The 12154-nt window shown below is 72.0% G+C and carries 11 protein-coding genes; 8 read left to right on the top strand and 3 right to left on the bottom strand.

The window, feature by feature from the left end:
• The first annotated feature begins 328 nt into the window (after positions 1-328).
• The 5 genes from WDV06_RS06800 to WDV06_RS06780 all read left to right on the top strand — a co-directional run bounded on the left by WDV06_RS06800 (position 329) and on the right by WDV06_RS06780 (position 5403).
• Positions 329-1294, top strand: a complete 966-nt coding sequence (locus WDV06_RS06800; RefSeq protein ID WP_395508730.1) for an amino acid ABC transporter permease — start codon at positions 329-331, stop codon at positions 1292-1294.
• 168 nt (positions 1295-1462) lie between these two features.
• Entirely contained in the window at positions 1463-2431 is a 969-nt protein-coding gene (locus tag WDV06_RS06795; protein ID WP_395508757.1) for an amino acid ABC transporter permease, read from the top strand.
• 29 nt (positions 2432-2460) lie between these two features.
• Positions 2461-3477 (top strand): transporter substrate-binding domain-containing protein, encoded by a 1017-nt coding sequence (locus tag WDV06_RS06790; protein WP_395508729.1) that lies wholly within the window; start codon positions 2461-2463, stop codon positions 3475-3477.
• Positions 3474-4265 carry a GNAT family N-acetyltransferase gene (locus tag WDV06_RS06785; RefSeq protein ID WP_395508728.1) on the top strand — a complete coding sequence of 264 codons (792 nt, stop codon included), beginning with the start codon at positions 3474-3476 and terminating at the stop codon, positions 4263-4265. The genes WDV06_RS06790 and WDV06_RS06785 overlap by 4 nt, the downstream gene beginning before the upstream one ends.
• A gap of 64 nt (positions 4266-4329) precedes the next feature.
• Positions 4330-5403 (top strand): LLM class flavin-dependent oxidoreductase, encoded by a 1074-nt coding sequence (locus tag WDV06_RS06780; protein ID WP_395508727.1) that lies wholly within the window; start codon positions 4330-4332, stop codon positions 5401-5403.
• A gap of 43 nt (positions 5404-5446) precedes the next feature.
• Here the strand turns inward: WDV06_RS06780 and WDV06_RS06775 are convergent, their stop codons facing one another.
• A complete protein-coding gene (locus WDV06_RS06775; RefSeq protein WP_395508726.1) occupies positions 5447-6364 on the bottom strand; it encodes a PhzF family phenazine biosynthesis isomerase in 918 nt (305 codons plus the stop codon).
• 95 nt (positions 6365-6459) lie between these two features.
• Here WDV06_RS06775 and WDV06_RS06770 point away from each other — a divergent pair, with 95 nt between their 5' ends.
• Entirely contained in the window at positions 6460-7431 is a 972-nt protein-coding gene (locus WDV06_RS06770; protein WP_395508725.1) for a LysR family transcriptional regulator, read from the top strand.
• Here WDV06_RS06770 and WDV06_RS06765 read toward each other — a convergent pair.
• Both WDV06_RS06765 and WDV06_RS06760 read right to left on the bottom strand, forming a co-directional pair.
• The gene (locus WDV06_RS06765) at positions 7428-7694 is read right to left on the bottom strand and encodes an SHOCT domain-containing protein (RefSeq protein ID WP_395508756.1); all 267 of its coding nucleotides are present in this window, start codon (positions 7692-7694) and stop codon (positions 7428-7430) included. The genes WDV06_RS06770 and WDV06_RS06765 overlap by 4 nt on opposite strands.
• Positions 7695-8036: 342 nt before the next feature.
• Positions 8037-8753, bottom strand: a complete 717-nt coding sequence (locus tag WDV06_RS06760) for a hypothetical protein (RefSeq protein ID WP_395508724.1) — start codon at positions 8751-8753, stop codon at positions 8037-8039.
• 432 nt (positions 8754-9185) lie between these two features.
• On the opposite strand from WDV06_RS06760, the gene WDV06_RS06755 reads away from it, so the two are divergent.
• Positions 9186-11054: a ThiF family adenylyltransferase gene (locus tag WDV06_RS06755; RefSeq protein WP_395508723.1), complete on the top strand. Its 1869-nt coding sequence runs from the start codon at positions 9186-9188 to the stop codon at positions 11052-11054.
• Complete coding sequence (locus tag WDV06_RS06750; RefSeq protein WP_395508722.1) at positions 11051-12088, top strand: 3-oxoacyl-ACP synthase III family protein; 1038 nt, start codon at positions 11051-11053, stop codon at positions 12086-12088. Before WDV06_RS06755 ends, WDV06_RS06750 begins: the two co-directional genes overlap by 4 nt.
• Positions 12089-12154: the final 66 nt, after the last annotated feature.

Raw genomic sequence — 12154 nt, 5'->3', positions numbered from 1 at the left:
GACCACACCCGACCGAAGTCGATGTGGCCGCGCGAGACGAGGCGCTGATGGGCGTTCATATGACTACTTGAGCAGTACGCGATGGTCTTCGTCAAGCAACGGCCCGGATCCCGGACGGTCCCGACGGCCGGACCGGACGCGCCCGACGGACCCGGACCGGGCCGCACGGTTGACAGCGCCGGGCCGCGGGCGCATACGATCGACGGCGGATCGGCCCCGCCCCGCGCGGCGGCCCTTCCGGCCGCGTTGAGGGACGCGGCGAGCGTGACGACACACGTCCCGGACCCCCACCCGTCCACGCCCCGATCCCTCGACTGGAGGGCCTCCCATGGCCACCGCCCCTTCCCCCGTCTCCCCCTCCCTCGCGGAGCCCGCGCCGGCGCCCGGCCCCGGCCCCGACGGCGGGCCGCCGCGGATCGTGCCGAGGCGGCGCACCGGCCGCCGGCTGTCCGCAGCCGCCGCCCTGCTGGTCTTCGCGCTGGTGGTGCGTTCCGTGGTCCTCAACGACGCCTTCCAATGGGACGTGGTGGGCCGCTACTTCACCACCTCCGCGGTACTGAGCGGGCTGCTGCTCACCCTGTGGCTGACCGGTGTCGTGATGGTGCTCGGCTTCGCCGCCGGCACCGTGCTGGCGGTGATGCGGCTCTCCGAGAGCCCGGTCCTGCGGACCCTGAGCTGGGGCTACGTGTGGATCTTCCGCTCCACGCCGCTGCTGGTGCAGCTGCTGTTCTGGTTCAACATCGGCGCCCTGTACCCCACTCTGGGCCTCGCGATCCCGTACGGCCCGGAGCTGTTCAGCGTCAGGACGGTGAACCTGCTCGGCCCGACGCTCACGGCCGTCATCGGCCTGACCCTGCACGAGAGCGCGTACGCCGCCGAGGTGGTGCGCGGCGGCATCCAGTCCGTGGACCCCGGCCAGACCGAGGCCGCGCAGGCGCTCGGCCTGAGCAGGGCGCGCACCCTGCGCCGGATCGTGGTGCCCCAGGCGATGCGCTCGATCGTGCCGACTGCCGGGAACATGCTGATCGGCACCTTGAAGGGCACGAGCGTCGTCAGCGTGCTGGCCGTGCACGACCTGCTGTACTCGGTCCAGCTGGTCTACAACCAGAACTACCGGGTGATCCCGTTGCTGTTGGTGGCCACGCTCTGGTACGTCGCCGTCACCACCGTGCTGAGCGCGGGCCAGTACTACGTGGAGCGGTACTACGCGCGGGGCACCTCCCGCGACGGCGCCGCGGGCACCGGCAGAAAGCCGTTTCATTTCACCAAGAGGCGTTATATGTACGGCCGATGAAATCGGCCCGCGTATGCAGGCATTCCGATATCGAGGCCGTTGACACCCCTTCTCCGGGCTGCCTAGCTTACGCCGCAGCCCCCATCCGCCGTTTCTCCTCCACGGCATCAAGGCTGCTTTTCGATTCTGCGCTTCGCCGAAGCCGCTGGAGTTTCCGTGACCGAACCCCTGCTCCTCCCCGCGCCCGGCGGCCCTTCCGGCCCGTCCGTCCCCTCCGGTCTTCCGGGCACCGCCGAACGGGTCCTCCCGCTCCGCCGACCCGGCCGCTGGGTGACCGCCGCCGTCGTCCTGGTGCTGGTCTCCCAGGCCGCCCACGGGCTGATCACCAACCCGTTCTACCAATGGGACCGCTTCGCCTACTGGTTCCTGCGCCCGGTCGTCCTGGACGGGCTGCTCGTCACCCTCCAGGTGACCGCGTACAGTGCCGTCCTCGGCCTGGCCGGCGGTGTCCTGCTGGCCCTCGGCCGGCTGTCGGGCAACGCGGTGGTGCGGTCGGTGAGCTGGACGTACGTCTGGCTGTTCCGCTCCGTGCCGCTCATCGTCGTCCTGATCTTCCTCTACAACTTCAGCGCCCTCTATCCCACGCTCGGCATCGGGGTGCCGTTCGGGCCCGCGTTCGTCACCTTCGACGAGTCCCGGCTCGCGACCGACATGGTGATCGCCGTGGTCGGGCTGGGCCTGTGCGAGGCGGCGTACGCGGCCGAGGTCGTGCGGGCCGGTGTGCTCTCCGTCGACCAGGGCCAGCACGAGGCCGCGGCGGCCCTCGGGATCCCCCGGTGGCGGCAGTTCACCCGGATCGTCTTCCCCCAGGCGCTCCGCTCGATCGTCCCCTCCTACGTCAACCAGCTGATCGGCCTGCTCAAGGCCACCTCGCTCGTCTTCTACGTCTCGCTGCTCGACCTGTTCGGCTCCGTGCAGAGCCTCGCCGCGACCTATCCCGGCGACGTGGTGCCGCTGCTGCTGGTGGCGACCGTCTGGTACGTGATCCTCACCAGCCTGGTCTCCGTCGCGCAGTACCACGTCGAGCGGTACTACGCCCGCGGCGCCCTGCGCGCCGTACCCGCGAGTCCCCTCCAGCGGGGCCGGGCGGCCCTGCGCGACCTGCGGCTCCGCTTCCGGCGGGAGACGGCCCCGTGACCCCGTACGCACCCACGAGAAGGAACCCCATGCGACGCCAGTCCACTCTGCGCTCCAGATTCGTCCGCGGCCTCGGCGCGGTGACCGCGACCGCCTCCCTCGCCGCGGGGCTCACGGCGTGCGGCGGCGAGGCCGAGGCCGACAGCGCCGCGACGGGCAGGGTGACCATCGGCGCCGTCTCCAACGGGGCCGCCCGGCAGGCCGAACTGTCCGTCCCCGTCGTCCAGTCCCTGCGCGCACAGCTGCCGAAGGACGTGCGCGAGCGCGGCGAGCTGGTCATCGGCGTCGGCGCCCTGCCCGCCGGCTTCCCGCCGCTCGCCTACGTCGGCACCGACCAGAAGACCCTCACGGGCGCGGAGCCGGATCTCGGCCGCCTGGTCGCCGCGACCCTGGGGCTGAAGCCGGTGTTCAAGAACTCCACGTGGGAGAACCTCTTCGTCGGCATCGACAGCGGCAAGGTCGACGCGGCCTTCTCGAACGTGACGGTCACCGAGGACCGCAAGAAGAAGTACGAGTTCGCCTCCTACCGGCAGGACAACCTGGCCTTCGAGGTGCTGAAGGACAGCACCTGGAACTTCGGTGGCGACTACCACGCCCTGGCGGGGAAGACGGTGTCGGTGAGCAAGGGCACCAACCAGGAGAAGATCCTCCTGGAGTGGCAGGCGAAGCTCCGGTCCGAGGGCAAGGACGTCGAGGTCAAATACTTCCCCGACCCCAACAGCGTCTACCTGGCGCTGAGCGGCAGGAAGATCGACCTCAGCTTCGGCCCGAACCCCTCCATCGCGTACCACGTCACGCAGACCGCGAGCAGCGGCGCCCCCACACGCACCGCGGGTTCGTTCTCCGGGGCAGGCGAGGGCCTCCAGGGGCTGATCGCCGCGACGGCGAAGAAGGACAGCGGGCTGGCGAAGCCGCTGGCGGGCGCGGTCGACCACCTCATCGCAAACGGCCAGTACGCCCGCGTCCTCGCCGCCTGGAACCTCTCGAACGAGGCCGTCACCACCTCCGAGGTGAACCCGCCCGGCCTCCCTCCGGCCGCCTCATGAGCGCGGGCACGGAGACGGAGACGGGCACGGAGACGGGCACGGACCTCGGCGCGCCCGCGCGGGCCGCAACCTCCCCGCACGTCCTGGACAACGCGGCGTGGGCCTCGCTGGCCGGTGCGCACTCCGGCTTCGCGGAGCACCCGTGCGGAACGCCGCCCGGCACCTCCCGCGCCGCCCGCTACGACCCGGACGTCTCCCCCTTCGCCGCCCTCGCCGACCCGGCCGACCCCCGCTCCTGGGCGGACCTGGCCCTCCTGGTCGGCCCGGGCCGGACCGCCGCCCTCTCCGGGCTCCTGACGCCGCCCGAGGGCTGGGAGACCGTCGGCTCCGTCGCGGGGGTCCAGCTCGTCGGCACCTCCCTGCGCGCCGAACCCGCCCCGGAGGCGGTCCGACTGGGGCCCGCCGACGTACCGGCGATGCTCGCCCTGACCGGGCTGGCGAAGCCGGGGCCCTTCCTGCGCCGCACCGTGGAACTGGGGACCTATCTCGGCATCCGCCACCGGGGCCGGCTGATCGCCATGGCCGGGGAACGGTTGCACCCGCCCGGGTGGACCGAGATCAGCGCGGTGTGCACCCATCCCGGGTACCGGGGCCGGGGCCTGGCGACCCGGCTGGTGCGCGCCGTGGCGGCGGGCATCCGGGAGCGGGGCGAGATCCCCTTCCTGCACACCTCCGCGGCCAACACCGGCGCCGTCCGCCTCTACGAGTCGATCGGATTCACGGTGCGCCACCGCCCCTTCTTCATGGCGGTCCGGGCCCCCGTCGGTACACCCGCCGAACACCCTTGAGAAGGAAGGCTGATTCCGACGTGTCCTCATTGCCTCTCCCGGCGGCCCGACGGGCGGTGGTCGCGTGAAGTTCCTCGCCATCACCCTGATCACGGATTCCACGGACCCGGTGACGGGCGCCCCCACCCCCACGCGCGAGCGGTTCCGCGAGGTCGTGGCCGCCGCGCAGCTGGCGGAGTCGCTCGGCTTCGACGGTTTCGGGGTGGGTGAGCGCCACGAACGGCCGTTCCTGTCCTCCTCGCCGCCGGTGGTGCTCTCCCACATCGCCGCGCTGACCCGCCGGATCCGGCTGTTCACCACCGTCACCACCCTGAGCCTGCTCGATCCGGTGCGGGCGTACGAGGACTACGCGACGCTCGACCACCTCAGCGACGGCCGCCTGGAGCTGATGATCGGCAAGGGCAACGGCACGGCCCAGCGGGAGCTGTTCGACGTCACCCCCGAGGAGCAGTGGGAGCGCAACATCGAGGGCTACGAACTGTTCCGGCGGATCTGGCGCGAGGACAAGGTCACCGCCGAGCCGCGCTTCCGCCCCGCGCTGCACGGGGCGGAGGTGCTGCCGAGGCCGTACCAGCGGGCCGTCCGGATCTGGCACGGCAGCGCCACGAGCCGGGAGTCCGTCGACCTCGCCGCCCGCCACGGGGACCCCCTCTTCTCCGCGAACGTCACCCATCCCATCGGCCCCTACGCCGAGCTGGTCCGCCACTACCGGGAGCGCTGGCGGCACTACGGGCACGATCCGGCCCACGCGGTCGTCGGCGCGGGCACGGCCGGCTTCCACACGGCCCCCACGTCGCAGCAGGCGGTACGGGCCTACCGGCCGGCCTTCGCCCGGTACCTCGACGCGCACGCGCGGCAGGGGCTGGACCCGGTGTTCCCGACGCTGGAGGACTTCATCGAGCGCAGCTCGGCGCTGATCGGCAGCCCCCAACAGGTGATCGCGAAGGTCCACCGCTACCACGCGGAGTTCGGCCACACCGTCCTGCACCTCCAGGCCGAACCGGGCGGGCTCACCCACGCCGAGCACCGCGCCTCGTTGGAGCTCTTCCAGTCGGACGTCGCCCCGGTGCTCCGGCGCGAGATCCCCGACCCCGCCTTTCCTCCAGGGGACGGCCGGACGGCGCCGTCGGACGGCTGAGGAACGTGAGGCGCTGCCGCAGCCGCCCCTCCCGGCAGCTTTTTCAGCCCTGCGCGCGGCCGGTCCGCCCGGCTTCGACCTCGACGGTGCGTGCGCTCGTGCCGGCGATCGCCACCGCCTGCCCGCTCACCCACACCCGTGGGTCCGTGGTGGACGCCTCGACCCGGAGCAGGCTGAGCCGGCCGAGGTCCTCGCCCTGGCGGATGGTGAAGGCGCCGGAGGGCGGGAGGGCGCCGAGGGTGCGCAGGTAGCCGCCGAAGGCGGCGGCCGCGGCTCCGGTGGCCGGGTCCTCGACGACACCGCCGATCGGGAAGGGGTCGCGGGCGTGGAAGAGGTCCTGGGCCTCGCGCCAGACCAGCTGGAGCGTGGTCCAGCCGTGACGGTGCATCACCTCGGCCAGGGCGTCGAAGTCGTAGTCGAGGGCCGCGAGACGCTCGCGGGTGGCCACGGCCAGGACCAGGTGCTCGTTCCCGCCGAAGGCAACGTGCGGGGGGAGTGCGGTGTCGAGGTCTTCGGGGGACCAGTGCAGGGCCGCGAGGGAGGCGTTCACCTCCTCGTCGGCCGCCGGCCGGGAGCGGGTGGGGACGCTGGTGAGCGTCGCCGTCACGGAGCCTCCGGGCTCGGCGGAGGTGTCCAGGGCGATCTCACCCACCGGCGTGTCGAAGACGAGCGGGCCGGGACCGAGCCGCTCCGCCAGAGCCACCGCGGTGGCGACGGTCGCGTGCCCGCAGAAGGCCACCTCCGCCAGCGGGCTGAAGTAGCGCAGCCGGAACCGGCGCGCCGCGTGGTCGGCGGCCGTGACGAAAGCGGTCTCCGAGTAGCCGACTTCGGCGGCGGTCGCGAGCATGGCGGCGTCGTCGAGTGCGGCCGCGTCCAGCACGACGCCGGCCGGATTGCCACCGGCGGGGTCGGTGGTGAAGGCGCTGTAGCGCAGGATTTCGGGGTGCGTCCTCAGGTTCATGCCCCCACTGTCACACCCGCGCAGACATCCCCACAAACGATGGATACGGATCGCAGCCATCGATGTCTCCGATGAGGGCGACTATCGTCTACGGCATGGACACCAGACTCCTGCGCACCTTCACCACCGTTGCCCGGACCGGCAACCTGACCGCGGCCGCGGAACGCCTGCACCTCGTCCAGTCCACCGTCACCGCCCAGGTGCAGGCGCTGGAGAAGGAACTCGGCCTGCGCCTGTTCGACCGGCTGCCGCGCGGGGTGGTGCTCACGGGCGCCGGACATGAGGTACTGGGGCAGGCCGAGGCAGTCCTGGAGGCCGAGTCCCGGCTGCGGGCGGTCGCCTCCTCGGCCGGCGGCACGGGCGGTCGGGTGACCGGACGCGTGGTGCTCGCGGCCGGCGAGACGCTGGTCTCCGCCCGGCTGCCGGGACTCATCGCCGCGCTCCGGCGCAGCCACCCCGGGATCGAAGTGGACATGCGCACGATGGGGACTTCGGCCGCCGTGGCAGCGCTGCGCACCGGCGAGCTGGACCTGGCGCTGCTGCTGGAGGACGAGGCCTCGTTCCGCGACATCGCCTGCACACCGCTGGCCCGCGAACCGCTGGTCCTCGTCTGCTCGCCCGAGCACCCCGCCGCCCGCAGAACCCCGGATGCGCCCACCGACTGGGCGGAGCTGGCCCGCGAGGACTACTTCCTGCACGAGCAGGGTTGCTCGTACAGCGACCGCTTCCTTGAACAGCTGCTCACCGCGGCCCGGGGCACACAGCCCCGCATCACGCGCTTCGGCAGTCTGGAGGTCGCCAGGTCCTGCGTCGCGGCGGGCCTCGGCCTCAGCCTGCTGGCCCGCGCCAACGTCGCGGAAGCGCTGGAAACGGGCCGCCTGGCACAGGTGCCCGGCCCGCGGTTCCCCGACGTCACCGTCCAACTGGCCCGCCACCGCCGACGCTGGCTCTCCCCCGCGGCGGCCGCCCTCACCACGGAACTCCCCCACCACTTCCCCCCACTGAACGCCGTCACGAAAAGCCGGCGCGACCGTACCGCCCCGCAGCAGTACGGGGAAACGGGCTAGGGGGCGTTCCGGGGGTGGCCGTGCAGGACGGCCAGGCGGCGCTCGTACTCGTCCGCGTCGATCTCTCCTCGGGCCAGTCGCTGGGCGAGAATGTGTTCGGGTGCCGGGGCGTCGGCCGGGGTGTGAGTGTGCTCCTGGGGGCGGTTCAGGGCCCGCACGAGGAGCACGGCCGCGGCGATGATCAGCGCCCAGAACAGGATCATGCCGGCCGTCATCGCGAACCAGCCCCATCCGCTGCCGTCGGGGTCGTACCAGAACATCATCACCGCTCGCCTTCTTCGTCGACGGGGTTCGTCCTGCCTGCATCGTCACGCAGACCGGGCTGCGGGGGACGGGGCCGAACGGGTCCCTTCCGGGGCCGCCCGGTCCCTGCCTCGCGGCACCGCGAGGGGGCGCATGCCGGAAGGGCGGGCCGGACGGGGAGGCGAGAGCCGGCCCCCGCCGAGCCGGATCCGCCCGGTTGGAGGACGGTGTCCAGCGGGTGGACGTGGTCGTTCGGGGCGGCTACAGCCCGAACCTGATCAAGGTCCGGCCGGCACGCCGCTGGAGCTGGTCTTCGGCCGGCAGGAGGGCACCTCGGATCCGCCGGCGGCGGAGTGCGGCGTTCAGCGCAGGATGCTGACCGCCCGGGCGATGACCAGAAGCGACGTCAGCAGCGCCGCCACGCTCTGCACGGCCATGAGCACCTTGGCGCGCGCGGACAGGGGCATCGTGTCGGTCGGGCTGAAGGCGGTCGAGTTCGTCAGGGACACGTACAGGTAGTCGATGAGGGTGGGGACCCAGTCGGAAGCCTTGCTGGCGCCGTCCGCCACTTCCTGCACCGCGTCGTCGTTCTCGTCCTGCGAGAAACGGAAGTCGGCGAGTTGCAGCTCTTCACGAGGGGTCTGGGTACGGCTGACGGGGCCGCCGCGGTCGAGTTCCCAGTACGCCAGCCCGAACGCGATGACGTTCGTCAGCCACACCTGGAGTGCCGCCACGAGCAGGGAACGCCCGTCGTCGACTCCGGCGTAGAGGAGCTCGTGGACGAGGATGCCGAGGGCGGTCAGATTGCTCCCCACGATGAGCATGACCAGCGCCACCGACAGGAAGCGGAACACCTTCGTCTGGCGGGTCAGACGACGCGGGTTGATCGCGATCAACGGCAGGAGGAGCAGTACCTCCAGGGCTGGGAGCACGTAGCGCGGAGCGATCAACAGCTTCTGTGGCAGCGCCAGGTAGAGAAGGAGGGCCGCCAACACGGCGACGACCGCGGGCAGCCTGGCTTCGCCGCGCCGTTCGTGGCGCGGATGGCGGATACGGGCAGCGGCCCTGCTACCGGACATGCCAGTCCCTTCTGACACCCGCACCGAAGAGAAGTGACCTCCCCACAGCCGTCTGCCCCGCTCAGGGCCCTGCATTCGCCCGTCCCCCGAAGTGTTCGGAGCGTGGTGGGGTGGTGACGGTGGGCGCGTGGGGGCGCGTTGGACTGGCCTTGAGTGCGCCGGTGGGTTGGGGAGGCGTGCGCCGGAGCCGTGCGCGCTGGGCGGCGGCCGGGCGGGTAACGGCGCCGGGTCGGTCCGGGCAACTTCGCACGTCAGAGCCGCCAGTGGGCTGCTGGGCGCCCACTTCACGCTGGCGTGCGCCCCCTGCGGGCACCATCACCCGGAAGGATGCGCAACGACCGTCAGTTCGATTACTTGCACCGTAACGACGGTGCCTCTTGATCGTTTCCCAGGCCGACGCCCCATGGCTCAGTCAGTTCCGATCTTCAGTTGATGACGGGGGAGGCCTTCGTGCCCATGCAGACGGTTCCGACCACGACCCGATGGCTGGTGACCGCCTTTCACCTGGAGCGCGGGCCCGGCTGCGAAGCCGTGGCCGAGCGCGTCCGGCGGCTGCGGGCACGCATCCTCTTCGACCACGGCCGACGGCCCGAGTTCCGCAAGGGCCGGGGGGTCTACGCCGACGACCAGGAACTGGACTACGGTGCCTGGCACTTCGTGGCGAGACGCCAGGCGGACGGCCCGCCACTGGGCTACGTCCGGTTGTGCACGCCGGAGGCGGGCGAGCTGTTCCAGACACGTTCCTTCATGGGTGAGGAGCGGTACCGGGATTTCCTGCTGGCACACGGCCTCGGCGAGGAAGAAACGTTCGAGCACAGTCGTCTGGTCGTGGAGCACAGGGCGCGCAAGCTCGGCCTCGGCGTCCACCTCAACGCCGTGGCCATCGCGGCGGCCCGCCACCTCGGCGCCAAGGCCATGGTCGGCACGTCCGGCACGGCGGACGGGCAGGACCTCTTCCACGCGCGGTTCGGCTTCCGGCACGTCGCGGGCACCCGCCGGTACGTGGAGCAGTACACGGAGGACGTCGTGGTCATGCTGTACCGGCCCACAGGCGGTTCCGGCGCGTACGCCGCCCTCGTCGACGAACTGGAAGAGGCCTTCCCCGGACTGGTGAGGCCCCTGTCGGACATCGACGCGGCGCAGTGGGACGAAGGCGGTGCGGGCCCGGCCGCCGGACCGGTCGCCGAGCCCCCCGCCGTGGACGCGGACGGGGACGAGCCGTGCTGGCGCCCCACCCTGTTCGATCTCCGGCGGCCCGGGGACGCCGCGGCCTTCGAGGCCCTGCTGGGTTCGGGCGGCGTGCGGGAGGTGGCGGACACCGTCGCGGAGCAGCTGGTGGAACTGGTCACCTGCCGCGAACCGGCACTGCGCTGCCGGCCGGAGGACGTGGAGCGGGCCGTCGCCGCGCAGCTGGCGGGACGGCCGGTGCGGGAGTACGGAACGTGGGTGTGGTACCCCTGGTCCGGGCGGCTCGTGCACCTGCTCCCCCGTGAGGAGTTCCGCCTGGTGCGCACGGACCGTAACCGCGGGCGCATCGAACGGCCGCAGCAGCGGCACTTGCTGGAACGCCGGGTGGGCATCATCGGCCTGTCGGTGGGCAGCAGTGCCGCGCTCACCTTCGCGATGGAGGGCATCGCCGGCGCCTACAAGCTGGCGGATTTCGACGCGCTCAGCGTCTCCAATCTCAACCGGCTCCGGGCCGGGGTGCACCACCTGGGTCTCAACAAGTGCGTGATCGCCGCCCGGCAGATGGCGGAGATCGACCCCTGGCTCGACATCGAGATCTTCCCGCGCGGCCTGGACGACGCGTCGATGGCGGAGTTCTTCACCGGTGGACACGGGAGCATCGACCTGCTCGTGGAGGAGTGCGACGACCCGCGGGTCAAGCTCGCCGCCCGGGAATGGGCGCGGCACCTGCGCGTGCCGGTGGTGATGGACGCCAACGACCGCGGCCTGCTGGACGTGGAGCGCTTCGACCTGGAACCGGAACGTCCGCTCCTGCACGGGATCCTCGGCGACGCCACCGCGGAGGACCTCAAGGACCTCACACCCGAGGAGAAGGTCGACGTCATCTTGGCCATGGTCGACCGGGACCGCATCAGTGCCGAGCTGGAGGCCTCGATCGCCCGCCTCGGGACGACCTTGAGCAGCTGGCCGCAACTGGCGTCCGGGGTCGCGCTGGGGGGCGCCCTCACCGCGGAGGCGGCCCGGCGCATCCTGCTGGGCCTGCCCCGCCCCTCGGGTCGCTTCTACGCCGACCTCGCCGTCCTGACCTCGGCAGAGCGGAGCGTCGTGGCATGAGCACCCGCCTCCTCCCCGGAGCGGAGGCCTCCCACACGGGAACCGGCCCGTCGGGGTCCTTCGCCATCACCGGGAGCGGACTTCACGTCCCGCCCACCGTCGTCACCAACGAGGAGATCACCCGGGTCACGCACCGCAACGGCGACTGGATCACCTCCCGCACGGGCATCCGCGAGCGGCGGCGGCTCGCGCCGGACCTCGCGACCTCCGACATGTGTCTCGCCGCGGCCCTCCCCGCCCTGCGGGCCTCCGGTACCGACGCACGGGACCTGGACGCCGTCATCGTGGCGAGCTACACCCAGGACCAGCCGATGCCTTCGACGTCCGTGATGCTCAAGGACGCCCTCGGGGCGCAGCGAGCGCTCGCCCTGGACGTGTCGCAGGCCGCCTGCGCATCGGGCATCCACGCTCTGCTCATCGCCTCCCACCTGCTGCACAACCCGTGCTTCCGGCACGTGCTGGTCGTCGGGGCCGACTGTGCCTCGCGCATCATCAGCCCCACCGACCGCACCGCCGGCGTGTTCTTCGGCGACGCGGCCGCGGCCGCGGTCCTCAGCCGCACCGAAACCGAGGGGGCCGGGCTCCTCGCTTACGACATCGGATCCGAGCTGTCCTACGCCGTCCAGGTGCCCGCCGGAGGGTCCCGTCGCCCCGCCAGCACGGAGAGCGTCTCCTCCGGCGGCCACTACGTCGTCATGGACGGCCGGGCCGTGTGGGACACCGCCACCCACCGCCTTCCCGAGAGCATCGGCAACGCCGTCGGCCGTGCGGGCCTGACCCCCCAGGACATCGACCACTACTTCCTCCACCAGGCCAACCTCAACATCCTGCAGGCGGCGCAGCGCCGGCTGGGCATTCCCGCGTCCCGCATGCCGGTCACGCTGGACGAGCTGGGCAACACCGGATCGGCGGGGGTGTTCACCGCCTTGCACCGCGTCGTCGGCCGCGGGGGCCTACGCCCGGGAGACACCTCCGTCATCTGCGGGATCGGGGCCGGGTTCCACTGGGGAACCCTCGTCCTGCGCCAGCCCTGAGCCCTCGCGTTCTCGACCACCCTTCCCGACCACCCGTTGAGCCACTCGCCTCCCCCTACCCGAAGG

It is taken from the genome of Streptomyces racemochromogenes (assembly GCF_044129415.1).
GTDB classification, from domain to species: Bacteria; Actinomycetota; Actinomycetes; order Streptomycetales; family Streptomycetaceae; genus Streptomyces; species Streptomyces racemochromogenes_A.
The sequence above is the reverse complement of the archived record's forward strand: the minus strand, read 5'-3'. Positions and strand labels throughout refer to the sequence as shown.

Excerpts from the sequence above, each read along its gene's own strand:
- WDV06_RS06800 (WP_395508730.1), top strand. The coding sequence starts at position 329 with ATGGCCACCGCCCCTTCCCCCGTCTCCCCCTCCCTCGCGGAGCCCGCG.
- WDV06_RS06790 (WP_395508729.1), top strand. The coding sequence starts at position 2,461 with ATGCGACGCCAGTCCACTCTGCGCTCCAGATTCGTCCGCGGCCTCGGC.
- WDV06_RS06785 (WP_395508728.1), top strand. The coding sequence starts at position 3,474 with ATGAGCGCGGGCACGGAGACGGAGACGGGCACGGAGACGGGCACGGAC.
- WDV06_RS06775 (WP_395508726.1), bottom strand. The coding sequence starts at position 6,364 with ATGAACCTGAGGACGCACCCCGAAATCCTGCGCTACAGCGCCTTCACC.
- WDV06_RS06770 (WP_395508725.1), top strand. The coding sequence starts at position 6,460 with ATGGACACCAGACTCCTGCGCACCTTCACCACCGTTGCCCGGACCGGC.
- WDV06_RS06765 (WP_395508756.1), bottom strand. The coding sequence starts at position 7,694 with ATGATGTTCTGGTACGACCCCGACGGCAGCGGATGGGGCTGGTTCGCG.
- WDV06_RS06760 (WP_395508724.1), bottom strand. The coding sequence starts at position 8,753 with ATGTCCGGTAGCAGGGCCGCTGCCCGTATCCGCCATCCGCGCCACGAA.
- WDV06_RS06755 (WP_395508723.1), top strand. The coding sequence starts at position 9,186 with ATGACGGGGGAGGCCTTCGTGCCCATGCAGACGGTTCCGACCACGACC.
- WDV06_RS06750 (WP_395508722.1), top strand. The coding sequence starts at position 11,051 with ATGAGCACCCGCCTCCTCCCCGGAGCGGAGGCCTCCCACACGGGAACC.